The organism is Caulobacter flavus, from assembly GCF_003722335.1.
GTDB classification, from domain to species: Bacteria; Pseudomonadota; Alphaproteobacteria; order Caulobacterales; family Caulobacteraceae; genus Caulobacter; species Caulobacter flavus.
Map to the genome: position 1 here is coordinate 136,626 of NZ_CP026100.1, position 21,684 is coordinate 158,309.

Annotated in this window: 24 protein-coding genes, 1 tRNA gene and 1 pseudogene; 13 read left to right on the forward strand and 13 right to left on the reverse strand. The window is 70.5% G+C overall.

Annotated features, from left to right (window positions below; genetic code table 11):
* Positions 1-7: 7 nt before the first annotated feature.
* Positions 8-889: a DMT family transporter gene (locus C1707_RS00790; RefSeq protein ID WP_101712405.1), complete on the reverse strand. Its 882-nt coding sequence runs from the start codon at positions 887-889 to the stop codon at positions 8-10.
* Positions 890-1,114: 225 nt separating this feature from the next.
* Between C1707_RS00790 and C1707_RS00795 the strand changes: the two genes are divergently transcribed.
* Entirely contained in the window at positions 1,115-3,217 is a 2,103-nt protein-coding gene (locus C1707_RS00795) for a phosphocholine-specific phospholipase C (RefSeq protein ID WP_101712315.1), read from the forward strand.
* Here the strand turns inward: C1707_RS00795 and C1707_RS00800 are convergent.
* The 4 genes from C1707_RS00800 to C1707_RS26515 form a co-directional block, all read right to left on the reverse strand.
* On the reverse strand, positions 3,214-4,623 hold the full coding sequence (locus C1707_RS00800; RefSeq protein ID WP_101712314.1) for a M23 family metallopeptidase: 1,410 nt from the start codon (positions 4,621-4,623) through the stop codon (positions 3,214-3,216). The genes C1707_RS00795 and C1707_RS00800 overlap by 4 nt on opposite strands.
* 252 nt (positions 4,624-4,875) lie before the next feature.
* The gene (gene ctrA / locus C1707_RS00805; protein WP_058347205.1) at positions 4,876-5,571 is read right to left on the reverse strand and encodes a response regulator transcription factor CtrA; all 696 of its coding nucleotides are present in this window, start codon (positions 5,569-5,571) and stop codon (positions 4,876-4,878) included.
* Positions 5,572-5,968: 397 nt separating this feature from the next.
* Positions 5,969-6,607, reverse strand: a complete 639-nt coding sequence (locus tag C1707_RS00810) for a LytTR family DNA-binding domain-containing protein (RefSeq protein ID WP_240633834.1) — start codon at positions 6,605-6,607, stop codon at positions 5,969-5,971.
* Positions 6,568-6,741 carry a hypothetical protein gene (locus C1707_RS26515; protein WP_240633835.1) on the reverse strand — a complete coding sequence of 58 codons (174 nt, stop codon included), beginning with the start codon at positions 6,739-6,741 and terminating at the stop codon, positions 6,568-6,570. The genes C1707_RS00810 and C1707_RS26515 overlap by 40 nt, the downstream gene beginning before the upstream one ends.
* 116 nt (positions 6,742-6,857) lie before the next feature.
* On the opposite strand from C1707_RS26515, the gene C1707_RS00815 reads away from it, so the two are divergent.
* The 4 genes from C1707_RS00815 to C1707_RS00830 all read left to right on the forward strand — a co-directional run bounded on the left by C1707_RS00815 (position 6,858) and on the right by C1707_RS00830 (position 10,927).
* Positions 6,858-7,868 (forward strand): alpha/beta hydrolase family protein, encoded by a 1,011-nt coding sequence (locus C1707_RS00815; RefSeq protein WP_101712313.1) that lies wholly within the window; start codon positions 6,858-6,860, stop codon positions 7,866-7,868.
* 59 nt (positions 7,869-7,927) lie between these two features.
* Complete coding sequence (gene fliI, locus C1707_RS00820) at positions 7,928-9,262, forward strand: flagellar protein export ATPase FliI (RefSeq protein WP_101712312.1); 1,335 nt, start codon at positions 7,928-7,930, stop codon at positions 9,260-9,262.
* Positions 9,263-9,288: 26 nt separating this feature from the next.
* Positions 9,289-9,708: a flagellar export protein FliJ gene (locus C1707_RS00825; protein WP_101712311.1), complete on the forward strand. Its 420-nt coding sequence runs from the start codon at positions 9,289-9,291 to the stop codon at positions 9,706-9,708.
* A 163-nt stretch (positions 9,709-9,871) separates the two neighbouring features.
* A complete protein-coding gene (locus C1707_RS00830) occupies positions 9,872-10,927 on the forward strand; it encodes an endo-1,4-beta-xylanase (RefSeq protein ID WP_101712310.1) in 1,056 nt (351 codons plus the stop codon).
* Positions 10,928-11,114: 187 nt separating this feature from the next.
* Here the strand turns inward: C1707_RS00830 and C1707_RS00835 are convergent, their stop codons facing one another.
* The 3 genes from C1707_RS00835 to C1707_RS00845 form a co-directional block, all read right to left on the reverse strand.
* On the reverse strand, positions 11,115-11,495 hold the full coding sequence (locus C1707_RS00835; RefSeq protein ID WP_058347211.1) for a DUF4282 domain-containing protein: 381 nt from the start codon (positions 11,493-11,495) through the stop codon (positions 11,115-11,117).
* A 146-nt stretch (positions 11,496-11,641) separates the two neighbouring features.
* Entirely contained in the window at positions 11,642-12,103 is a 462-nt protein-coding gene (locus tag C1707_RS00840; RefSeq protein ID WP_101712309.1) for a hypothetical protein, read from the reverse strand.
* An 84-nt stretch (positions 12,104-12,187) separates the two neighbouring features.
* Positions 12,188-12,751, reverse strand: coding sequence for an Ig-like domain-containing protein (locus tag C1707_RS00845; RefSeq protein ID WP_338032076.1), 564 nt, complete (start codon positions 12,749-12,751; stop codon positions 12,188-12,190).
* Between the two features lie 135 nt (positions 12,752-12,886).
* Between C1707_RS00845 and C1707_RS00850 the strand changes: the two genes are divergently transcribed.
* The 6 genes from C1707_RS00850 to C1707_RS00875 all read left to right on the forward strand — a co-directional run bounded on the left by C1707_RS00850 (position 12,887) and on the right by C1707_RS00875 (position 16,939).
* Positions 12,887-13,459: a beta/gamma crystallin-related protein gene (locus tag C1707_RS00850; protein ID WP_101712308.1), complete on the forward strand. Its 573-nt coding sequence runs from the start codon at positions 12,887-12,889 to the stop codon at positions 13,457-13,459.
* A gap of 85 nt (positions 13,460-13,544) precedes the next feature.
* Positions 13,545-13,679 carry an entericidin A/B family lipoprotein gene (locus C1707_RS00855; protein WP_101712307.1) on the forward strand — a complete coding sequence of 45 codons (135 nt, stop codon included), beginning with the start codon at positions 13,545-13,547 and terminating at the stop codon, positions 13,677-13,679.
* A gap of 297 nt (positions 13,680-13,976) precedes the next feature.
* The gene (locus tag C1707_RS00860; protein ID WP_101712306.1) at positions 13,977-14,369 is read left to right on the forward strand and encodes a DUF983 domain-containing protein; all 393 of its coding nucleotides are present in this window, start codon (positions 13,977-13,979) and stop codon (positions 14,367-14,369) included.
* Positions 14,370-14,456: 87 nt separating this feature from the next.
* The gene (locus C1707_RS00865) at positions 14,457-14,612 is read left to right on the forward strand and encodes a DUF3309 family protein (RefSeq protein ID WP_058347217.1); all 156 of its coding nucleotides are present in this window, start codon (positions 14,457-14,459) and stop codon (positions 14,610-14,612) included.
* A 75-nt stretch (positions 14,613-14,687) separates the two neighbouring features.
* The gene (locus C1707_RS00870) at positions 14,688-16,130 is read left to right on the forward strand and encodes an MFS transporter (RefSeq protein WP_101712305.1); all 1,443 of its coding nucleotides are present in this window, start codon (positions 14,688-14,690) and stop codon (positions 16,128-16,130) included.
* 59 nt (positions 16,131-16,189) lie between these two features.
* Positions 16,190-16,939: a DUF599 domain-containing protein gene (locus tag C1707_RS00875; RefSeq protein ID WP_101712304.1), complete on the forward strand. Its 750-nt coding sequence runs from the start codon at positions 16,190-16,192 to the stop codon at positions 16,937-16,939.
* A 124-nt stretch (positions 16,940-17,063) separates the two neighbouring features.
* On the opposite strand, the gene C1707_RS00880 is transcribed toward C1707_RS00875, so the two are convergent.
* Both C1707_RS00880 and msrA read right to left on the reverse strand, forming a co-directional pair.
* Entirely contained in the window at positions 17,064-17,411 is a 348-nt protein-coding gene (locus C1707_RS00880; protein WP_101712303.1) for an MmcQ/YjbR family DNA-binding protein, read from the reverse strand.
* Positions 17,411-18,061 (reverse strand): peptide-methionine (S)-S-oxide reductase MsrA, encoded by a 651-nt coding sequence (msrA, locus tag C1707_RS00885; protein WP_101712302.1) that lies wholly within the window; start codon positions 18,059-18,061, stop codon positions 17,411-17,413. Before msrA ends, C1707_RS00880 begins: the two co-directional genes overlap by 1 nt.
* A gap of 157 nt (positions 18,062-18,218) precedes the next feature.
* Between msrA and C1707_RS00890 the strand changes: the two genes are divergently transcribed.
* A tRNA-Ser gene (locus tag C1707_RS00890) sits at positions 18,219-18,308 on the forward strand.
* A 71-nt stretch (positions 18,309-18,379) separates the two neighbouring features.
* Positions 18,380-18,910 carry a nucleoside 2-deoxyribosyltransferase domain-containing protein gene (locus C1707_RS00895; RefSeq protein WP_101712301.1) on the forward strand — a complete coding sequence of 177 codons (531 nt, stop codon included), beginning with the start codon at positions 18,380-18,382 and terminating at the stop codon, positions 18,908-18,910.
* A 127-nt stretch (positions 18,911-19,037) separates the two neighbouring features.
* Here C1707_RS00895 and C1707_RS27080 read toward each other — a convergent pair whose 3' ends face one another.
* The 3 genes and pseudogenes from C1707_RS27080 to C1707_RS25895 form a co-directional block, all read right to left on the reverse strand.
* Positions 19,038-20,015 carry an ATP-binding cassette domain-containing protein gene (locus C1707_RS27080; protein WP_420808270.1) on the reverse strand — a complete coding sequence of 326 codons (978 nt, stop codon included), beginning with the start codon at positions 20,013-20,015 and terminating at the stop codon, positions 19,038-19,040.
* Between the two features lie 111 nt (positions 20,016-20,126).
* Positions 20,127-20,630 (reverse strand): annotated as a pseudogene (locus C1707_RS27085) (ATP-binding cassette domain-containing protein); the annotation flags it as partial.
* 123 nt (positions 20,631-20,753) lie between these two features.
* Positions 20,754-21,431, reverse strand: a complete 678-nt coding sequence (locus C1707_RS25895) for a hypothetical protein (protein WP_164467238.1) — start codon at positions 21,429-21,431, stop codon at positions 20,754-20,756.
* Positions 21,432-21,684: the final 253 nt, after the last annotated feature.

A 21,684-nucleotide genomic window follows, 5' to 3' on the forward strand; every position in this document is an offset into this window, starting at 1 on the left:
GAGGACTTTATGCCGCCGCCCGGCCCTTGCGCGTCACCAGCCAGATGCCGCCGCAGACCAGGGCCAGGGCGGCGGCGTTCTTCCAGGCCAGCACCGGCTCGTGCAGGAACAGGGCCGACAGCAGGACCCCGAACACCGGGATCAGGAAGTTGAACACCGCCAGCATGCCGACCGGGTTGTGCTTCAATAGCAGGCTCCACAGGGCGAAGGCGGCCGCCGACAGGCCGGCCATGTAGGCCAGCAGGGCCAGCGAGCGGACGTCGAAACCCTCCAGCCGGCCGCCGAACGCGAAGCCGATGCCCAGCAGCGCCGCGCCGCCGATGGCCAGCTGCCAGCCGGTCATGACCATGGCGTCCATCTTCTGCGAGATGGTCTTGCCCCAGATGCCGGCGGCGGCCAGCACGAAGGCGGCGATGACCACGAAGCCCTCGCCCAGCAGGGTGAACTCGAAGTCCAGACCCTTGCCGCCCAGGTTCACGGCCAGCACGCCGAGGAAGCCCAGCAGGCAGCCCAGCGCCTTGCGCGGGGTCAGGCGGTCGTTGGCGTAGAGGAAGTGGGCCAGGATCACGCCGAAGAAGGCGCCCGTCGAGTTCATGATCGACGACTTCACGCCGGTGGCGTGGGCCAGGCCGATGTAGAAGAATACGTACTGCACCGTGGTCTGGACGATCCCCAGGGCCACGACCTTGGGCGCCTGGTCGCGCGGCGGGACCAGCGACTTGCCGGTCAGCCCCGCCAGCACCAGCAGGATCGCGCCCGCCGCCAGGAACCGCCAGCCGGCGAACAGCATCTGGGCGGCGGTGTCGGTCTTGGCCACGTGCAGCAGGGCGTAGCCGGCCTTTACCGCCGGAAAGGCGCTGCCCCACAGCACGCAGCACAGCACCGCCATGCCGATGACGAAGCGGCGGTCGCGGTAGAGGTCGGCGCGGGGCGAGGTCACTGGGTGCGGGCCTTGTCGGAAAAAGCATCGCCGCCCCACGGCAAGCGGGGCGGCGATCGGGTCTTCGCCGCGCTTCTAGGCCTCCGGAGGCCCGGCTTCAACCGCCCGCGCGCTGTCACGAGACCGCCAAGCCGCGCGTGCTATCGGCGAGGCTTGCTTTGAGGGAGGCGCGCCTTGTCCGTCATCGATCGTCGTGGCCTGCTGGTAGGCGCCGCCGCCGGCGCCCTGTCGCCCGCCCTCGCCGCGTCGCTGGCCCGGGCGGCCGCCATCGACGCCGACGTTCGTGGCGGCACGATCGAGGACGTCCAGCACGTGGTGATCCTGATGCAGGAGAACCGCAGCTTCGACCACTATTTCGGGACCATGGCCGGGGTGCGCGGCTTCGGCGACCGCTTCCCCGTTCCGGTGCGCGACGCGGCGGGCCGCAAGGACGGCACGGCGTTCCTGCAGGCCTACGGCCGGGCGGGCGGCCCCGACCTGATCGCCCCGTTCCCGCTGAACACCGCCCAGTCCTTCGCGCATATGCGGGTGGAGGGCACGCCGCACGGCTGGGCCGACGCGCAGGAGGCCTGGGACGAGGGCCGCATGGACCGCTGGCCGATCGCCAAGCATCCGCATTCCATGGGCTTCTACGACCGGGCCGACATCCCGTTCCAGCACGCCCTGGCGCAGACCTTCACCCTCTGCGACGCCTATCACTGCTCGACCCAGACCGGCACCAACACCAACCGCCTGTTCCTGTGGACAGGAACCAACGACGGCGCGGGCCAGGCGGGCGGGCCGTCGATCTCCAACTCGCACGACGACTTCGCCGACAAGGGCGGGGCCGCCGAATCCTACCGCTGGACCACCTATCCCGAGCGGCTGCTGAAGGCCGGCGTCACCTGGCGCATCTACCAGGACATGGCCGACAACTTCACCGACAACCCGCTGGCCGGCTTCGCCGCCTATCGCGAGGCCCGGGCGGGCTCGCCGGGTTCGGATGGGCGGCTGCGGGACCTGGCCCTGACCACCTGGCATCTGGACAGGCTGCGCGAAGACGTCGTCGCCGGGCGGCTGCCGTCGGTGTCGTGGATCATCGCCCCGGCGGCCGATTCCGAGCATCCCGGCCCGTCCAGTCCCGCCCAGGGCGCCGACTACACCGCCCGGGTGATCGGGGCCCTGACCGCCGCCCCCAAGGTCTGGGCGCGGACGGTGCTGCTGGTGATGTTCGACGAGAACGACGGCTTCTTCGACCACGTCCCGCCGCCGGCGCCGCCCTCGAAGACGGCAGGCGGCGCCGCGCTGGGCGGCTCGACCATCGACACGGCCGGCGAATATCACCTGGTGCGCAATCCCACCGAGGCCAAGGCCGAACGCGAAGACCTGATGGGCCGGCCCTATGGCCTGGGCCCGCGCGTGCCGATGTACGTGATCTCGCCCTGGAGCCGGGGCGGCTTCGTCAACAGCCAGGTCTTCGACCACAGCTCGGTGATCCGCTTCCTGGAGACGCGGTTCGGCGTGGCCGAACCCAACATCTCGGCCTGGCGGCGGGCGGTTTGCGGCGACCTGACCTCGTGCTTCGACTTCAGGACGCCGAACCATCGGCCCCAAGCTCCCCTTCCGGCCACGGCGGAAACCGCAAGGCGCGCGGCGGCGCTGAAGGAGACCACCACCCCGCCGACGCCGGCCACGCCGCAGGCGCCGGTCCAGGCCCGGGGCGAGCGGCCCTCGCGCGCCCTACCCTACCGGTTCGCGGTCGAGGCGGTGGTGAAGGACGGGGCGATTGCGCTGGACCTCGCCAATCTCGGCCAGGCCGGGGCGGTGCTGCACGTGTACGATCGCCTGCGGCTGGACCTGCCCTCGCGCCGCTACACCCTGGGCGCGGGCGGGCGGCTAGCCGACGCCTGGCCGGCCGGGAGCTACGACCTCTGGCTGCTGGGGCCGAACGGCTTCCACCGCCATGTCGCGGGCGACGCGGCCGAGGGACTTGAGCTGCGGATCGCCCCGGCGGTCGACGGGCGCTCGGTGACGGTGGAGCTCGTCAACACCGGCCAGGCCTCGCAGACGGTGACGGTCGCGCCCGTCGAGGGCCTGCCGGGCAAGGCCTGGCGCATTGTCCTGAAGCCCGGCGAGACCCGCGCCCGCGACTGGAAGACCGACCGCGGCTGGTACGACCTCTCTGCCCGCTGCGACGAGGCCCCATCCTGGCGCCGCCGCGCGGCCGGGCGGGCGGAGACCGGCAGGGACTCGGTCAGCGATCCGCTGATGGGCGGAGCGGCAAGGCTGGCGCGCTAGCGCAGCTTGCCGGTCTGGGGCGACTTCAGTTCGGCCAGCGCCAGGCGCGGGGTGTCCTTGCTGGAGCCCGCGTTCGAGGCCTGGGCGTAGTTGGAGTCCGCGCGGCCGGCCTGGGCCAGCAGGGTGTCGACGCGGGCCTTCTTGGCTTTGAAGGACGCCAGTTCGCCGCCCGACAGCACCGTGCCCTGCGGCACCTTGGCGCCGATCGGGTTGACGCGCTGGCCGTTCAGCCAGACCTCGTAGTGCAGGTGCGGACCGGTCGACATGCCGGTCGAGCCGACATAGGCCACGACCTGGCCCTGCGAGACGCGCATGCCCGGGCGAATGCCCTTGGCGTAGCGCGAGATGTGGGCGTAGCCCGTGTCCCAGTTGCCGGCGTGGCGGATGCGCAGCCAGTTGCCGTAGCCGGCCCAGCGCTTGGCCTCGAGCACCACGCCGTCGCCGGCGGCCAGGATCGGCGTGCCGGTGCCGGCGCCGAAGTCGACGCCCTTGTGGCCGCGCGCATAGCCCAGGATCGGGTGGCGGCGCATGCCGAAGGTCGAGGTGATGCGGGCCCCGTCGACCGGGGTGCGCAGCAGGAAGCCTTTGATGTTCTTGCCGCTCTCGTCGAAGAACTGGGTCTTGCCGTCGCGCTCGAAGGCGTAGAAGCGCTGGCCCTTGACCTCGGCGTACTCCAGGTCGCCGGCCTCGATGGTGCGGCCGCTCTCGGTAACCTTGCGGTCGAACACCAGGCAGAACTGGTCGCCGTCCTTGATGTCGCGCGAGAAGTCGATCTTGTGCGAGAACAGCTTGGCGGCCTGGCTGATCACGGCCGGGCTGCCGCCGACGGCCGCCACGCTCTCGTAGAACGAGCCGTTCATGGCCCCGCACGAGACCTTGGTCTCGTCGCGGACCTCTTCCTCGATCTCGCGCAGCTTCAGCGCGCCGTCGAAGGTGCGCGAGACGGTCACGGTCGAGGACGGGCTGGTGCGCATCGACAGGCCCACCAGGCGGGCCGGGCCGCGGTCGTTGTCGCGGCGGCGGGCGATGGCGGCCTCGAAGGCCATGCCGGCCTTGATGTTGACCGTGTCCATGGCGCTCTGCAGCGTGCTGACGACCTGGCTGGCCTCGTCGGCGCCGACGCCCGAGCGCTGCACGGCGCCCTGCAGGGTCTCGCCGGGGCGAACCTTGACGGAAACGGTTTCGGGACGGTCGAAGCCGGGCTGGGCCTCGGCCTGCGCGAAGGCCACGTGCTGCAGCGCCACCATGGCGGCCGCGTCCAGCGGCGCATGGGCGGCGACCACGGTCGACGGATCGTCGCCCGCCGTCAGCTTCCAGCCCAGGGCCAAGGCGGCCAGGCCGGCGACGGCGGTGAACAGCCGCGGCGCGAGACGCAACGTCGGGCGTCGCGGATCAAATTCCTGCATCGGTCCCCCGTTCGGTAGCGATGCCGTTTTCGTACAGAAAAGGCACGGCCGGGAAGCCCCCCAGCAATCGTCGGGCCGGAACATGACGGCGCGAGGCCTGTCGATCAAGGACTATCCGGTGCTTTGGACCTTTTGTCACGGATATGGTTAACCCGTTGGCCCGGCACGGGAAACGCGAGCCCAAAACGAAAAACGCCCGTCGCGTGCGACGGGCGTTCTCTGTCGAATTTCGGGTTTCGCGCGGGCGAAAAATCAGGCGGCGCTGACCTGCTCGTTCGGGTCGCGCAGCACGTAGCCGCGGCCCCAGACGGTTTCGATGTGGTGCTTGCCCTGGGCCGAGGCCGCCAGCTTCTTGCGCAGCTTGCAGATGAAGACGTCGATGATCTTCAGTTCCGGCTCGTCCATGCCGCCGTACAGGTGGTTGAGGAACATCTCCTTGGTCAGGGTCGTACCCTTGCGCAGGGAGAGCAGCTCCAGCATCTGGTATTCCTTGCCGGTCAGGTGAACGCGGTTGCCGTTCACTTCCACCGTCTTGGCGTCCAGGTTGACGATGATGTCGCCGGTCTTGATGACCGACTGGGCGTGACCCTTCGAACGACGGACCACCGCGTGGATGCGGGCGATCATCTCGTCCTTGTGGAAGGGCTTGGTCATGTAGTCGTCGGCGCCGCCGGCGAAGGTCTTCACCTTCGTGTCGATTTCGGCCGTGCCCGACAGGATCATGATCGGCGTGTTGACCTTGGCCACGCGCAGGGTGCGCAGCACGTCGATGCCGCTCATGTCCGGCAGGTTCAGGTCGAGCAGGATCAGGTCGTAGTCATAGATCTTGCCCAGGTCGACGCCTTCTTCGCCCAGGTCGGTCGTGTAGACGTTGAAGCCTTCCGACTTCAGCATCAGCTCGATCGTCTGCGCGGTGGCGCTGTCATCCTCGATCAACAGTACCCGCATGAAACCCTCCCCGCCCTGAGGCGGCGCTTATTCGACAGCTAGGCGGAGACAACCGCCGGTGAAACCCGTCCACCAGTCTGGCGGACAGTTAATTTAAGACTGGTTAATGGTGAACGCGTCGTCTGGCGAAATGGTTAATATGATTTGCGAATCGGGTGCAAGCGCCCAGAAATCCGTTGCGCACATTGGCCGCAGGCGGTTTGCAAGCTCGGCCTTGGGGTGGTGAAAAACCAGCAAACCCAAGGGTTAACAGGGGATCGAGCGTCGTTACCGCGTTAAGAAGCCTCAAGGCGGCGTTCGTCTTTAGGGCGAGATTGCGGCGTTCTGTCGCGAGAATTTCGAACCCATTTTTTCGCCTTCCGCGCGTGGTGGAAAGCTTGGCCGGCCCGGATCCGCGTCACCCGGTCGCGGCCGATTCCCCGTCGACCAGCCAGCCGGCCGCGCGCAGGCGAGCCACGGAGGCCCGGGCGACCGGCGCGGCCTCGCCGTCGACCAGCCGCAGACGCAGGTTGCGGCCGTCGCGCTCGACCCCGACCACCGCCCGCCGCGCCACCCACCACGAGCGGTGAACCTGCAGGCCGTCGAGGCCCGACAGCCCCGCCAGCACCCGCGCCAACGGCCCCGCCTCCAGCCGCGAGCCGGTCTCGGTGCGCACACGGACGTAGTGATCCTCCATCTTCAGATAGAGGACGACGGACGAGGCCAGGGACGCCTCGGCCTCAGGCGCGGGGATCGCCGGGACCACCCGCGCCGCCTGCAGGCGCGCCCGCAGCCAGGTGAAGCCCGCCGCCACCGGCGCCGAGATCGCCAGGCACTGGCCGTACCAGTCCAGCGGCGACAGGTGCTTGAGGAACGGCCACAGGGTCGAGGCCAGCGGAGCCACCACCGCGGTCTGCAGGCCGCAGCCCACCAGGATCGCCGCCCCGACCATCACCCAGGCCGGCGCCCTCAGCCACGCCGCGCCGGCGATCGCCAGGCGGATCAGCAGGCCGAAGATCACCACCCCGGCCCAGAAACAGCCGGTCCAATAGAACACGCGCGCGAGGACGGGCCGTTGAAGTAGCTGCCGAACGGTCCGACCACGCCCAGGAACACCCCCAGCGCCGTGGCGACGGAAAGGTCGATCGCCCACTCGCGGGCGGTTCCCAGGATGGGGTTTCCTGCAGTCATGCCCGATCTATAGCGCCGTTCGCCGCTTCGCGAACCCGTTCGCCCGTTCACGCAGCGGGCGTGGCGGCGCAAGGCCTGGGGCCGCATCGAGAGGTCATCGACAACCGGAGCCCTCCATGCGTTCCCCTCGCCTTTCCGCCCTGCTCGCCGCCTTCATTCTGAGCCCCGTCGCCGCTCCAGCCGCCCCTGGGGCCGCCGAGCCGCACGTCGGCTTCATGCGCCTGACCGCGCCGGATCCGGCCGGACCGCCGATCGAGGTCGGCGTCTGGTACCCCACCGACACGGCCGAGAGCGGTCCAGTCGGCGGCATGGAGGCCCTGCCCGTCGCCGCCGGCGCGCCGGTCGCGGGCAAGGGCCTGCCGCTGGTGGTCATGTCGCACGGCAACGGCGGCTGGTTCGGCGGCCACTACGACACCGCCGCCGCCCTGGTCAGGAAGGGCTTCGTCGTCGCGGCCCTGACCCACACCGGCGACAACTACCGCGACCAGAGCCGGGCGCTGGACATGGCCGAGCGCCCCCGCCAGCTGTCGGTCCTGATCGGCTACATGCTCGACGCCTCGCCGATGCACGCGCGGATCGACGCGAGCAAGGTCGGGGCCTTCGGCTTCTCGTCCGGCGGCTTCACGGTGCTGGCGGCGGCCGGCGGCGAGCCGGACCTGGGCAAGGTCCCGCCCCACTGCCGCGATTGGCCGGCCCACTACGAGTGCCGGCTGCTGGCCGGCGGGACCATGCCGGCCGGCGCGGCGACCCGGCCGTTCGTCCACGACGCCCGCATCCGCGCCGTGGTCTCGGCCGCCCCGGCCCTGGGCTACACCTTCACCCGCGACGGCCTGAAGGACCTGACCCAGCCGCTACAGCTGTGGCGAGCCGGCGACGACGAGATCCTGCCCGATCCGTTCCACGCCAGCGCCGTGAAGGCCGCCCTGCCCGCCGCGCCCGACTATCGGGTCGTGCCGGGGGCGCGACATTTCGACTTCCTGGCTCCCTGCGGCCCGCAGGCGGCCAGACAGCTGCCCGCCCCTTTGTGCGCAAGCGCTCCGGGCTTCGACCGGGCCGCCTTCCACGCCGATTTCAACGGGCAGGTTGCGACATTCTTCACCACCCGCCTGGGCGTCGGAGAACGCTGAATTTCATGCCCGATTAACCATGATGGCCGAGTCTGCGCGGGTCGCTTCCAGGAGCCGTCTTGCGCAGTCTCATCGCCGCCGTCGAACGTCTTGACCCGCTGACCGTCTTCGGACGCGTGGCGGCCGTCAACGGCCTCCTGATCGAGGCTCGCGGCGGCCTGACGCGCCTGGCGGTCGGCGCCCGGGTCGAGATCGAGCGCATCGGCGCCCCGGTGCTGCCGGCCGAGGTGGTCGGTTTCCGCGAGACCCGCGCCCTGCTCATGCCGTTCGGCCCGGTCGAGGGCGTGGCCCCCGGCGCCGAGATCCGCATCATGCCCGAAGGCGCCACCGTGCGCCCGACCAAGGCGTGGCTGGGCCGCATCATCAACGCCTTCGGCGAGCCGATCGACGGTCTTGGCCCCCTGCCGCAGGGCGAGGTTCCCTATCCGCTGAAGACCCCGCCGCCGCCGGCCCACGCCCGCGGCCGGGTGGGCGAGCGCCTGGACCTGGGCGTGCGCTCGATGAACGTCTTCACCACCACCTGCCGGGGCCAGCGCCTGGGCATCTTCGCCGGCTCGGGCGTCGGCAAGTCGGTGCTGCTGTCGATGCTGGCGAAAGAGGCCACCTGCGACGCCGTCGTCGTCGGCCTGATCGGCGAACGCGGCCGCGAGGTGCGCGAGTTCATCGAGGAAACCCTGGGCGAGGAGGGCCTGCGCCGCGCCATCGTCGTGGTCGCCACCTCGGACGAGCCGGCCCTGACCCGCCGACAGGCCGCCTACATGACCCTGGCCATCGCCGAGTTCCTGCGCGACCAGGACCTGGAAGTCCTCTGCCTGATGGACTCGGTGACCCGCTTCGCCATGGCCCAGCGCGAGATCGGCCTGGCCGCCGGCGAGCCGCCGACCACCAAGGGCTACACCCCCACCGTGTTCACCGAGCTGCCCAAGCTGCTCGAGCGCGCCGGTCCGGGCCCGATCCGCGCCGACGGCACGACGGCCGCGCCGATCACCGCCCTGTTCACCGTGCTGGTGGATGGCGACGACCACAACGAGCCGATCGCCGACGCCGCGCGCGGCATTCTGGACGGCCACATCGTCATGGAGCGCTCGATCGCCGAGCGCGGCCGCTTCCCGGCCATCAACGTGCTGAAGTCGATCAGCCGGACCATGCCGGGCTGCCAGCTGCCGCACGAGCGCGACATCGTCAAATCGGCCCGCCAGGTGCTGTCGGCCTATTCGAACATGGAAGAGCTGATCCGCATCGGGGCCTACCGCGCCGGCGCCGATCCGACCGTCGACCGGGCCATCCAGCTCAATCCGGCGGTCGAGGCCTTCCTCAGCCAGAACCCCGACGAAGCCACGAGTCTTGACGATTCGTTCAACTTCCTCGGCCAGATTCTCCAAAGCGCCGCCTAGGCGCCGTCCGTACCGAGTAAGCCAGCATGACCAAGTGGGCCGCCTCCCTGATCCGCCTCTCGAACCACGAGGTCGAGACGCTGCAGAAGCGCCTGGCCGAAGTGGTCGACCGCCGCGAGACGGCGCAGATGAAGCTGGCGACCATGGAAGCCGAGGCCGAGATCGAGATCCGCAACGCCGAGGGCGACGCCTCGGCCGGCTGGTACATGATCGGCTATCGCAAGGGCCTGGAGGTGCGCCGCGCCGAGACCCTGCTGGAGATCGACCAGATCGCCATCGAGGAGACCGGCGCCCGCGACGCCCTGTCGATGGCCTTCGAGAACCTCAAGAAATACGAACACGTCGCCGAGACCGCCAAGGCCGCCCTGGCCAAGAAGGTCGGCAAGCTGGAAATGGCGGCGCTGGACGAGCTTGGCCTGCGCCGCGCGGCGATGGGCGGGCGCTGACCCCCTACGGCCCTCTGCCCCCCCCAGAGGGGGAGGATCTAGCCAGCACGATGCTCCCCCGCTGGGGGAGCTGTCGCGAAGCGACTGAGGGGGCCGCCGCAGGCGGTTCACCCTTCCCAAACCTCCGCGTGCTTTCGTCGCGACAGATCGCCGCGAGGGTTTCATGTCCGACGTCTCACGCCGCGCCCTGCTCGGCTCCAGCCTGGCGCTGGCCGCCTGCGGCCAGAAGGCGCAAAGCCAGCCGGTTCCGGCGAACCTGCCGCCGCTGAAGACGATCGTCCCGTTCCGCATCGGATCCTCGGTCCAGGCCCTGCACCTGGACGACCCGGCCCTGGCCGCGCTGCTGCGCCGGCAGGTCAACCAGCTGACGCCCGAGTGGCAGATGAAGATGGAGTACATCGTCCAGCCGGACGGCTCGTTCCGCTTCGACGCGCCCGACAGGATCGCCGCCTTCGCCGCCGACAACGGCATGGCGCTGCTGGGTCACGTGCTGGTCTGGTACGCCCAGGCGCCCGAGGCGTTCGAGCGGCTGGACGAGAACCGGGTCAGCTTCGAACAGGCCTATCGAAACTACATCCTGGCCGTGGCCGGCCGCTATCGCGGCAAGGTCGTGGGCTGGGACGTGGTCAACGAGGCCGTGGCCGAGGACGGCGACGGCTGGCGCACCAGCCTGTGGTCCAAACGGCTGGGCGACTTCGAGCACATCGCGCTGGCCTTCCGCACCGCGCGCGAGGCCGATCCGGGCGCGACCCTGCTGCTCAACGACTACAATCTCGAATACATGCCCCGCAAACGGGCCACCTTCATGAAGCTGGCCGAGCGGCTGCTGGCTTCGGGCGCGCCGCTGACCGGCATCGGCACGCAGGTGCACGTCGCCGCCGACATCCGGCCCGGCGAGATCACCACGATGATGAAGGATCTGGCCAGCCTTGGCCTGCCGATCCACGTCTCCGAGCTCGACGTGTCGCTGGTCCGCGCCGACAACAAGCTGCTGGGCAGGGCCGAGCTGGAGCGCCGCCAGGCCCGCACCTACGGCGAGGCGGCCGAGGCGTTCATGGCCCTGCCGGAGCGCCAGCGCTTCGCCTTCACTCTGTGGGGCCTGCGCGACAAGGATTCGTGGCTGAGGGGCGAGAACGCCAGCGACGCCTCCGCGCCGTTCGACGACGCCAGCCGGCCCAAGGCGGCCGCCGCGGCCCTGGTCGAGGCGTTCCGGGGCTAGTTAGGTCCCAGGCTCTAACTGAGTCGCCTTCCTGGGCCTTGTGCCCAGGATCCATCGTTCAGCCGCTCAGACTTCTGCGGGGTGGCCAAGGCTTGAGCGATTGCAGACATGGACCCTCGCCACAGGGACGAGGGAAGCAGCTTTCAGGTCACCGAGGGATACTTAACCGCGCGTGGCGCGGACGTCCTCAGCCGCCCGGGCCGCGCACGCTGGTGGCCACGGCGTGGTCGGCGTCGTTGGCCTGGCGCAGGGCGCGCAGGTCCTCGCTGATGCGGAAGACGGCGACGTAGAACTCGCAGAAGGCGCGCCACAGCAGCACCATGCCGGCGGCGACCAGCAGGCCGGCGATCAGCACCGGGAAGGCCAGCAGCAGCGAGGCCACGCCCCGCTCCTTCAGCGCCAGGCCCACGGCCGCGCCGACGACGGAGAAGGCGAACAGGGCCACGACGCCCAGGCCCGCCCAGTAGATCAGGTGGATGACCGGCCCGGTCACCAGTCGGTCGAAGGTCAACAGATCCCAGAACAGGGCGCCCGAACTGCGCCCCTTGGATTTCCTGGCCGGAGCCATCCGACACACCTCATCTCAGCGGAGTGGCGGAGACCGCCGAAGTTTACGCTGCATCGCTAGCAGCGTGAGGCCCGCTCGGCAATGCCGGGCGGGCCTCGTGCGTGTTCGGAAGAAGGGACGCTGTCAGTCGCGCCCCGCTCGCCCCGTTACTTGGGGGCGGCCGCGCCGGCCAGGGCCGCGTCGATCTGGGCCTTGGTGGCCGTGGTGCTGACGCTGCCGTCGGCGCCGGCGCTCAGGCTGGCCTTGGGCAGGGCGAACTTCTTGTCGCCGCTGGCGACCACGACGTTGGCCGAGCCGTCGGCGCCCGTCGAGGTGCCGCTGACCGTGCCGACCACGGCGCCGGCCGGATCCTTGATCTCGGTGCCGACCGCGACGTCGGTCGAGACGTTGGCGGACGACGGCGTGCCGGCCGAGCTGGCGGCCGCGGCGCTGCTGTCAGCCGGCGGGGTGGTGGAAGGCGTGGTGGTGTCGGCCGGCGGCTGCGTGCTGGCGGCCGGCGGTTGCGCGGCGGCCGGATCGGCCGGCGGCTGGGTGGCGTCTTGAGCGTAGGCGGCGCCAGCCAGCGAAAGGGTCGCGGCGGCGGCGAGGTAAGCAAACTTGGTCTTCATGATGCGCTCCGTCGGAGGGCCCCTGCCCGATCAACCAACGCAGCCCGGTTTGTAACGGTTCCGAAACAACGCGTGATCACGACCTCACGGGGTCGTGGCGACAAGCTTGGGCGCTTCCTGCACGGGCCCCTCGTCGTCCTTCAGGCTGGCGGCCTTCATGGCCGATCTGAGCGTGTAGACCGACGGATCCCTGCTGGTGGTGAAGGCCAGTTCGGCGCTCAGCGCCGGGTTCTCGGCCTCGTTGGCGAAGCCGCCCTCGCGCACGCCGTTGAAGGCCACCGCGTAGCTCTTGCCCGGCTTGGTGCTGCACAGCAGGACGAAGGTCCGGCCGTCGTTCAGCAGACGCGGCGCGCGAACGCATTCGGGCTTCTCGCCACCGGCGACGGCCGCGTAGTTCCAGGCATTGGGCAGCATCTTCTGGTCGAAGCTGACCTTAAGGATCAGGATTCCCGGGGCCACCGCCTGCCCCGCCGCCGGCCAGGTGGCGGTCACCTTCGGCGGCTGGGTCGGCGGCATCACCGTCACCGGCGACACCGGGGTCGGCTCGGGCCGCGACTGCTGGGCGAGCGCGCCACCCGCGACGGCGAGGGCGGCCAGGACAGGAAGGGCGAGAACGGCGATACGCATGGCCGTGAGAATGGCGATCAAGCGCGGCCTTCTCAAGGCGCCGTTCGACGAGCCCCTTTCGTTACAAGGTTTTCATTCAGGTGACGTTCACGCGAGGCGATACTAGCTTGGCCGCATCAACCGGCCTCGACGCCGGCCTTTCGGGAGACCCTCGCCATGCGCACCGCCCCCGCCCTGATCGCCGCGACGAGCGCCCTCGCCGCCACGGCCGCCCCCGCCCTCGCCCAGGGCCCGGGGCGCGGCGACCGCTACGAAGACCGTCCTCGCGGCTCCTACGAGCAGAGCTGCCGCAACATCAACGTCCGCCGCGGCGAGATCACCGCCGAGTGCCGCGACCGCCGAGGCCGCTGGCAGTGGTCGACCGCCAGCGCCGACTGCCGCGAGATGGAGAACCAGGACGGCCGCCTGGTCTGCACCCGGGGCGGCGGCCGTCCCGGCGGCCCCGGCGGTCCGGGCGGCCCCGGCTGGGGCGGCGGTCGCGGCGCCGACGCCGTGATCTTCGAACACGCCGGCTACGGCGGCCGCGCCTACGAGGTGCGTGGCGACATGCCCGACTTCGTGCAGATCGGCTTCAACGACAGGGCCTCGTCGATCCAGATCCGTCGGGGCGAGTGGGAGCTGTGCGACGACGCCTACTATCGCGGGCGCTGCTGGCGGGTGTCGGCCGACATGGGCGTGTTCCCGCGCGACATGAACGACCGCGTCAGCTCGATCCGCCGGATCCGCTGATCGCCCTAATTTGGTCGAGAACTCGACCTTGAAGCGGCGCGCGGGGCGGCTAAGCTCCGCGCGCCTTTTCATTTGGGGAACAAGCATGCGCAAGATCATCGTCCTCGCCGCCGCCGCGGCCGCCCTGCTGGTCTCGGCCTGCAACACCATCGAAGGCGTCGGCCGCGACGTCTCGGCCGCCGGCCGCGCGGTCGCCGACACCGCCCGCGACGCCAAGTAGGCGATCAGCCCTGGGCCGCGCGCTTTGTCGCAAGGCAAGCGCGCCGGCCGCCGCATACTCGCCGCAATGCCGCGCCAGGTTCGCCCCCGTCGCGGCAAGTAAGTCGCATGACGTCGTTCGACGTCAAAAGCTTAACCGGAAGCCGCCAGGCATTAACCTTGCCGGCAAATTCATTCGCACGCGATGATCGCGGAGGATGAATTCTTTCAACGACCACCTTCTCACGGGTCGAATATCTGCATTTAAAGCGCACATGCGACCGAAAGCGCCATTTGCACCAAGCGTCGCCGGAGTCATATGGACGCCATGACCGACCGACCCGTACCCAGCGTCCTCACCGGCATGAAACGAGGTGTTCGCCACCGCTGCCCCAACTGCGGCGAGGGCAAGCTGTATTCGCGCTACCTGAAGGTCGAGTTCGACTGCGAGGCGTGCGGCCATCACCTGGCCGCCTATCCGGCCGACGACGGCCCGGCCTATTTCACGATCCTGATCGTCGGCCACCTGTTCGTGGCCCCGCTGTTGCTGTTCCCGTTCATCTGGCAGGCCTCGCCGTGGCTGGTCGCGCCGCTGACCATCCTGCCGCTGGCGGCCCTGACCCTGATGCTGCTGCCCCGCGTCAAGGGCGCGGTGATCGGCGCCCTCTGGGCCAACGGTTTGCGCAAGGCCAGCGACGCGCCCGGGGGGTGATCCCGGAACCGTAGCCGCAGGCGTCGCATTCCCTCCCCGACATCAGGCGATCCGAACGCGGTTCGCCGGCACGCATGGGAGACGCGAATGCTCGGCACGATTCTCATCATCATCCTGATCCTGGCGCTGATCGGCGCCCTGCCCACCTGGGGCCACAGCCGTTCGTGGGGCTACTTCCCCAGCGGCGGTCTCGGCCTCGTGCTGGTCATCATCATCATCCTCGTGCTGATCGGCAGGATCTGACGCCGACGCTTGGTCGACGGCGATAAACGCGCCTAAGCTCCCCTCGACGGCCTCGGGCCGACGAGGGGAGCACGCATGACCGACGCCGCCGCGCCGCCGCCAGCCGCCGTGACCCTGACTCCGGGCCAGCGCGCCCGGGCGATCCTCGGCGGCTCGGCGGGCAACCTGGTCGAGTGGTACGACTGGTTCGCCTACGCCGCCTTCACCCTCTATTTCGCCCCGCACTTCTTCCCCAAGGGCGACCAGACCGTGCAGCTGCTGCAGGCGGCGGCGGTGTTCTTCCTGGGGTTCGTGGCCCGTCCGGTCGGCGCCTGGCTGATGGGCCACTACGCCGACCGCTCCGGACGCCGCGCGGCGCTGAGCGTCTCGGTGTCGCTGATGTGCGCCGGCGCCCTGATCATCGCCCTCACCCCCGACTACAAGACCATCGGCCTGGCCGCGCCGGCCGTGCTGCTGATCGCCCGGGTGCTGCAGGGGCTGTCGGTCGGCGGCGAATACGGCGCCAGCGCCACCTACATGAGCGAGATGGCCGGCAGGAGCCGCCGCGGCTTCTGGTCCAGCTTCCACTACGTAACCCTGATCGCTGGCCAGCTGATCGCGCTGGGCGTGCTGATCGTGCTGCAGCGCGTGCTGCACGAGGACGACCTGGCCGCCTGGGGCTGGCGCATCCCGTTCGTGATCGGCGCCCTCCTGGCCGTGGTTGTGTTCTGGATCCGCCGGGGGCTGGACGAAAGCGCCTCGTTCAAGGCCGCCGACAAGCCGGCCGAGCGCATCGGCTCGTCCCAGCGCAACCTCGCCAGCCTGTTGTTCGTGCTGACCCTGGCGGCCGGCGGCTGGGCGCTGGCGCGGCCGGGCCTCCTGCCCCAGGTGCTGGCCGGCGGCTTCCTGGTCGCCTTCTTCGCCACCCTGATCGCGCCGCTGCTGCGCCGCCACCCGCGCGAGACCCTGATGATCATGGGCCTGACCGCCGGCGGCTCGCTGACCTTCTACGTCTACACCACCTACATGCAGAAGTTCCTGGTCAACACGGCCGGGTTCGACAAGACCGCCGCCTCCGAGATCAGCGCGATCAGCATGATCGTCTTCATGCTGATGCAGCCGTTGGCCGGCTGGCTGTCGGACAAGGTGGGCCGCAAGCCGCTGCTGATCGCAGCCTATGCCGGCGGGGCCCTGACCATCTGGCCGGTCATGAGCGGGATCGCCGCCACCGACTCCATAGGCGCGGCCCTGGCCCTGATCGTCGTCGGCATGACCTTCCAGTCGGGCTACACCTCGATCAGCGCCGTGGTGAAGGCCGAGCTGTTTCCCGCCCACGTTCGCGCCCTGGGCGTAGCCCTGCCCTACGCCGTGGCCAACGTGCTGTTCGGCGGCACCGCGGAGATGGTCGGGCTGGCGTTCAAGCACGGCGGGATCGAGCGCGGCTTCTACCTCTATGTCGCCGCGATCATGACCGTGGGGCTCGTCGTCTCGGTGCTGCTGCGCGACACCGCCAGGCACAGCCTGATCGCCGAGGATTGACCGGCGCGCCCCGCCCGATATCCCCTGTCGTCGACTCCCGTTCCTTCGCAGCGTCCTCCATGCCGATTCTCGACATCCTGGCCCTGGGCCTCTTCGTCTTCGCCTGGCTGTTCTACGAGCCGCTGCTGCGGCGCCTGGGCCAGGGCAAGAACCTGATCAACACCGACATGACGGTGATCCGCCGCCGGTGGATGACCGAGATGGCGGTGCGCGAGGTCGCCCTGCTGGACGGCCAGCTGCTGGGCCACGCCATCAACTCGGCCAGCTTCTTCGCCTCGTCGAACCTGATCCTGATCGCGGCGGCGGCCGGCGTGCTGTTCGGCGGCGACGCGGCGCTGAAGAGCGTCGAGGGCCTCAAGGTGCTGGCCGAGACCACGCCGGTGATGTTCCAGATCAAGCTGGGCCTGGTGCTGCTGACCCTGGCCCGGGGCCTGCTCGACTTCATCTGGGCGCTGCGCCAGATGAACTACTGCCTGGCCGCCATCGGCGCGACGCCGATGTGGGCCCCGCCCGCCGTGCTGGCCGAATATGCCGAGGCCGCCGGCGGCATCCTCAACCCGGCCCTGTCGGCGTTCAACGCCGGGGTGCGCGGCTACTACTTCGCCCTGGCGGCCGCCGCCTGGCTGCTGGGCCCGATCGCCTTCCTGACCGCCAGCATCGGGGCCCTGGTGCTGCTGGTCTGGCGCCAGCGCCGCAGCCGCGCCTCGGTGGCCGTGCGCAAGGTCCGCCAGATCCTCGAGCGCCAGCCGGTGGTGCATGGCCCGCACATGCGCAACGGCGCGCAGGAGCCGCCGGAGGATCGGATCTAGTCCAGGAAAGACCCCCTCCGGCCCTCCGGGCCACCTCCCCAGAGGGGGAGGATCTAACCGAGCAGATGCTCCCCCTCTGGGGAGCTGTCGCGGAGCGACTGAGGGGCCGCCGAAGGCGGCCAGGCTAAAGCCCCAGCTCCGCCCGCTTCTTCTTCGTCAGCTTGGCCGCGACCAGGGCGTGGGCGGTCTGCAGCCAGTCGGCGACCTCGGCGTCGTCGAAGGACGCCAGGTCGTCCAGCTTCACCCACTTGGCGCGGGCCAGGTACGGCGCGGGGATCGCCCGCCCCGTTTCGGTCAGCACCTCGAAGGCGACATCCGAGACCTTGAACGACACCCCGCCCTGGGCGGCGCCCGGCCCCATGACGGCGAACATCTTGTCGCCGACCTTGTAGACCTGGTCGTCGCCCCACTGGACGGTCATCGTGGCGCCGGGCAGCGCCAGGGCGGCGGCGTGGAAGGCCTCGGGGCTCATCAGGCCTCGACGCCCACGCCGATCGGGCAGGTCACGCCCGTGCCGCCGATGCCGCAATAGCCGCCCGGGTTCTTGGCCAGGTACTGCTGGTGATAGTCCTCGGCGAAGTAGAACGGGCCGGCGGCGGCGATCTCGGTGGTGATGTCGCCCAGGCCCTGGGCCGACAGCGCGACCTGGTAGGCCTCCTTCGAAGCCACGGCCGCGGCGGCCTGGGCGTCGTTGGTCGCGTAGATGCCCGAACGGTACTGGGTGCCGATGTCGTTGCCCTGGCGCATGCCCTGGGTCGGGTCGTGGTTCTCCCAGAACACCTTCAGCAGGGCCTCGTAGGTGACGACCTTGGGGTCGAACACCACCAGCACCACTTCGGTGTGACCGGTGCGGCCCGAGCAGACCTCTTCGTAGGTCGGGTTGGGCGTGATCCCCGCCGCGTAGCCGGCGGCGGTGACCAGCACGCCCGGAACCTTCCAGAACACGCGCTCGACGCCCCAGAAGCAGCCCATGGCGAACACGGCCGTCTCCAGGCCGTCGGCATAAGGGCCCTTCAGGGGCGCGCCGTTGACGAAATGGGTCTGCGCGGTCGGGATCGCGGCTTCACGACCCGGCAGGGCGGTGTCGATGGTCGGCATCTCGAGGGACTTCTTGAACAGCATGGCGGGGCCTTTCGGAGGCGGGAGTTCCTTGCCCGCCGATATAAGTCGTCGCAGGCTCGTTTTCATCCCGTAACGGCGCTTGCTACGAGTCGCTGCCTGAGTATATTGCGCCCCTTCCCGCGCCGGGGGTTTCAACCGCCCCCGACCCGAGTGCGCTGGTGAGGTGGCCGAGTGGTTGAAGGCGCACGCCTGGAACGCGTGTATAGGGGAAACTCTATCGAGGGTTCGAATCCCTCTCTCACCGCCACTACTCCCCTTGAAATCATCGTTCCGTCGAGTTTCGTGGCCGCCCGCGTGCGTCCGGCGTAGAACCGCGCCATGATCCGCGCCGCCGTTCTCACCGCCGCCCTGAGCCTCGCCGCCTCGACCGCCGCCCTGGCCGCGCCGACCGTGGTCACTTCGCCGGAAGCGTTGCCCGCCGCGCACGACAGGCCGCGGGTGTTCCTGGGCGGCAGCATCGACATGGGCAAGGCCGTCGACTGGCAGAGCCAGATGATCGCCGCCCTGGCCGACCAGGACGTGGTGATCCTCAACCCGCGCCGTCCCGACTGGAACCCGGCCTGGAAGCCGGTCGCCGAAGAGCCGGAATTCCGCCGCCAGGTCGAATGGGAGCTGGCCGCCCTGGAGAGCGCCGACGTCATCGTGCTCTACCTGACGCCCGGCTCGCAGGCGCCCATCAGCTTGCTGGAGATGGGCCTGCACGCCCGCACCGGAAAGCTGGTGGTGCTGTGCCCGGAGGGCTTCTGGCGCAAGGGCAATGTCGACATCACCGCGCAGAAGTACGGGGTGAAGCAGGTCGGCACGCTTGAGGAGCTGATCGCCGAGGTGAAGGGGCGGCTTTCGCGGTAGGCGCCTTCGGCGGCCCCCTCAGTCGCTCCGCGACAACTCCCCCAGAGGGGGAGCATCAGAAGCGCCAAGATCCTCCCCCGCTGGGGGAGGTGGCCCGGAGGGCCGGAGGGGGCCGCCGCCCAAGCGGTTACAGCCCCACCGCCCGCTCGACCCCGATCCCGGCCAGGAAGTCCTCGTCGTGGCTGACCACCAGCAGCGCGCCGTCGTAGCCGGAGAGCGCCGCCTCCACCGCCGCCACTGAATCCAGGTCCAGGTGGTTGGTCGGCTCGTCGAGGATCAGCAGCTGCGGCGGGGTCGGGCCGGCCAGCACGCAGGCCAGGGCCGCGCGCAGGCGTTCGCCGCCGCTCAAGGAGCCCGCCAGCCGGTCGGCGGCGCTGTTGCGGAACAGAAAGCGGGCCAGGGCCGCCTGGGCCAGGTTGCGGTCGGCGCTGGGATGCAGGCGCAGGAAGGCCGCCAGCAGCGTCTCGTCATCGCCCAGGATCGCCGGCGACTGGTCGAGCATCACCGCCGGAACGCCCCGCGTGACCGTCCCCGCCGTCGGCGTCAGCACCCCGGCGGCCAGGTTCAGCAGGGTCGACTTGCCCGCGCCGTTGGGACCGCGCACGGCCACCCGCTCGGGTCCGGCGATGCGCAGGTTCACGCCGGCCAGCACCGGCGGCCGGTCCGGCCAGGCGAAGGTCACGTCCTCCATGGCCAGCACGAGCTTGCCGACCGGCAGGCCCGTCGGCGGCAGGTCGAAGCCCAGGGTGCGGGCGCGCTCGACCCGGGCCTGGGCCGTCTCGACCGCCTCGCGGGCGCCGGCTTGCAGCCGCTCGGCCAGACGGCGCTCCTTGCCGCCAGTGTTCTCGGCGCGCTCGGCCCGGGCGCCGAGCAGGATCTTGGGCTCGGATCCCCTGGCGGCGAAGCGCTTGCCGGCGGCGTCGCGGCGGGCCTTGCGCTCGACGGCGGCCTGGGCCTCGCGGGCGGCGCGGCGCTCGTCGCGCTCGGCGCTGTCCAGCGCCCGGCCGGCGACCTCGACCTCGGCGGCCTTGCGCTCGGCGTAGAGGTCGTAGCCGCCGCCGTAGCTGGCTGCGCCCAGGCTGGAGATCTCGACGATGCGGTCCATGCCGCGCAGCAGGGCGCGGTCGTGGCTGGCGACGATCGCCCCGCCTTTCCAGCGGGCCAGCACTTCGCCGACCAGGTCGCGCGCCCCGGCGTCGAGATGGTTGGTCGGCTCGTCCAGCAGGATCAGGTCCGGCGCGGCCAGGAGCAGGGCGGCCAGGCCCGCGCGGGTCTGCTGGCCGCCGCTGAGCGCCGCCGCCGGACGGTCGGGATCCAGGCCCGACAGACCGACCTGCGCCAGAACTTCCTCCAGGCGCGACGGCAGGCTCCAGTCGGCCTCGGCGAAGTCGGTGTCGTCGCCCTGCCCGGCCTCGATGCGCGACAGGCGACGCCAGGCCTCGCCGACGCCCAGCCGGTCGGCCAGGATCGCGCCGTCGGGCAGGTCCGGCGTCTGGTCGAGCACGCCGATCGTTCCGGCGCGGGCGATGGTCCCGGCCAGCGGATCACGCGCGCCGGCGATCAGCGCCAGCAAGGTCGACTTGCCCGCACCGTTGCGACCGACGAGGCCGACGCGCTCGGCGCCGACCGACAGGTTCAGGTTTTCGAAGAGGACGCGCCCGTCAGGCGCGGCTGCGGAAACGGAGTCCAGCGTGACGTATGACGGGATGGGGGCAGGCATGGGAAACCACGAGCAGGGAAACGGGAAGGACGAAGCGGTCTTCCGTCTGGCTGATCATGGCGGCCTCCATCAGGGGTGGAGCGGCGGATGTAGAGGGTCGAGCGCCGTTGGGCAAGCGGGGCCTCAGCACCCGCCGTCGCGCAGGCGCGGCGGATCGGCGACGCCGCCGAAGCCGAGCACGGAGCTCGACTTCGATCCCGGCGTGACCGAGCCGCGATAGCCGCGACAGGGCTCTTGCTGGCGCGCCTGGGCGTCGAAGCGCGACGGCGGACGCGGGGCGCGGCCCGACGGCCCCAGCTGCGTCGGCGGCGCCTTGGCCGCGAAACCGCCCCAGCAGCGGTCCTTCTCCTCGTCGGTCAGGTGCTCGCTGCTGAGGCCCTTGCAGGCGCGATGATAGCGGCCCCAGCGGAAGTCAGGATTGCCCTCGGTCAGCTTCCACCGATCGACCGCCCTGGGATCGACGCGCCACGCGGGATCGATCCGGGGAGCGGCCGGACCGGCCTGCCCGGCCGACGACGCGCCTTCGGCCTCCCCTGGCGTCGCGGCCCCTTCGGCTTCGCCCCGCGGCGGCGGCGCCGGCGGCGAGGCGGGCGAGGACGCCGCCCTGGCGCTGCGTTTCGAGGCCGACCGAGGCGGCTCGTCCTCCTCCGTCCGGTCCAGCTCGACGATCATCGACGGCGGCTCCACGGGCGGCGCGGCGCGCTCGACCAGCGACAGCAGGCCGATCAGCAGCAGGTTGGCCGCCAGCCCCGCCGGCGCCGCGATCGCCCACCGTCCGGCCTCGCGTCGCCCCCGCCCCATCGCCCCGCCACCGAAGATTGCTCGACGGCGAATGCTCACGCTTCGATGGCGTCGGAAATTCGACCGCGCGGCGCCCGCTTTGCGCCCTCGGCGCGGGCCCGCTGCTGACATCTGGTGTCAGCAGGATTGGCAGCAGGATGGCTGCGGCATTTGTTCGCATCTTGTTCTTGTGTTAATGCCGCGCCAGAACCCTACATATAGCCGCTGCGCCGCACTCCCACGCGGCTCCCAATCCGACCTTCGAGCGTTCCGG

What these genes read in the sequence shown, in the direction of transcription:
- C1707_RS00895 (WP_101712301.1), top strand. Translation starts at nt 18,380, where the DNA reads ATGATCCGCGCCGCCGTTCTCACCGCCGCCCTGAGCCTCGCCGCCTCG.
- C1707_RS00790 (WP_101712405.1), bottom strand. Translation starts at nt 889, where the DNA reads ATGGCGGTGCTGTGCTGCGTGCTGTGGGGCAGCGCCTTTCCGGCGGTA.
- C1707_RS00855 (WP_101712307.1), top strand. Translation starts at nt 13,545, where the DNA reads ATGCGCAAGATCATCGTCCTCGCCGCCGCCGCGGCCGCCCTGCTGGTC.
- C1707_RS27080 (WP_420808270.1), bottom strand. Translation starts at nt 20,015, where the DNA reads ATGGACCGCATCGTCGAGATCTCCAGCCTGGGCGCAGCCAGCTACGGC.
- C1707_RS00825 (WP_101712311.1), top strand. Translation starts at nt 9,289, where the DNA reads ATGACCAAGTGGGCCGCCTCCCTGATCCGCCTCTCGAACCACGAGGTC.
- C1707_RS00840 (WP_101712309.1), bottom strand. Translation starts at nt 12,103, where the DNA reads ATGAAGACCAAGTTTGCTTACCTCGCCGCCGCCGCGACCCTTTCGCTG.
- C1707_RS26515 (WP_240633835.1), bottom strand. Translation starts at nt 6,741, where the DNA reads ATGACTGCAGGAAACCCCATCCTGGGAACCGCCCGCGAGTGGGCGATC.
- C1707_RS00870 (WP_101712305.1), top strand. Translation starts at nt 14,688, where the DNA reads ATGACCGACGCCGCCGCGCCGCCGCCAGCCGCCGTGACCCTGACTCCG.
- ctrA (WP_058347205.1), bottom strand. Translation starts at nt 5,571, where the DNA reads ATGCGGGTACTGTTGATCGAGGATGACAGCGCCACCGCGCAGACGATC.
- C1707_RS00830 (WP_101712310.1), top strand. Translation starts at nt 9,872, where the DNA reads ATGTCCGACGTCTCACGCCGCGCCCTGCTCGGCTCCAGCCTGGCGCTG.
- C1707_RS00865 (WP_058347217.1), top strand. Translation starts at nt 14,457, where the DNA reads ATGCTCGGCACGATTCTCATCATCATCCTGATCCTGGCGCTGATCGGC.
- C1707_RS00800 (WP_101712314.1), bottom strand. Translation starts at nt 4,623, where the DNA reads ATGCAGGAATTTGATCCGCGACGCCCGACGTTGCGTCTCGCGCCGCGG.
- C1707_RS00835 (WP_058347211.1), bottom strand. Translation starts at nt 11,495, where the DNA reads ATGGCTCCGGCCAGGAAATCCAAGGGGCGCAGTTCGGGCGCCCTGTTC.
- C1707_RS00875 (WP_101712304.1), top strand. Translation starts at nt 16,190, where the DNA reads ATGCCGATTCTCGACATCCTGGCCCTGGGCCTCTTCGTCTTCGCCTGG.
- C1707_RS00880 (WP_101712303.1), bottom strand. Translation starts at nt 17,411, where the DNA reads ATGAGCCCCGAGGCCTTCCACGCCGCCGCCCTGGCGCTGCCCGGCGCC.
- C1707_RS00815 (WP_101712313.1), top strand. Translation starts at nt 6,858, where the DNA reads ATGCGTTCCCCTCGCCTTTCCGCCCTGCTCGCCGCCTTCATTCTGAGC.
- C1707_RS25895 (WP_164467238.1), bottom strand. Translation starts at nt 21,431, where the DNA reads ATGGGGCGGGGGCGACGCGAGGCCGGACGGTGGGCGATCGCGGCGCCG.
- C1707_RS00860 (WP_101712306.1), top strand. Translation starts at nt 13,977, where the DNA reads ATGGACGCCATGACCGACCGACCCGTACCCAGCGTCCTCACCGGCATG.
- msrA (WP_101712302.1), bottom strand. Translation starts at nt 18,061, where the DNA reads ATGCTGTTCAAGAAGTCCCTCGAGATGCCGACCATCGACACCGCCCTG.
- C1707_RS00850 (WP_101712308.1), top strand. Translation starts at nt 12,887, where the DNA reads ATGCGCACCGCCCCCGCCCTGATCGCCGCGACGAGCGCCCTCGCCGCC.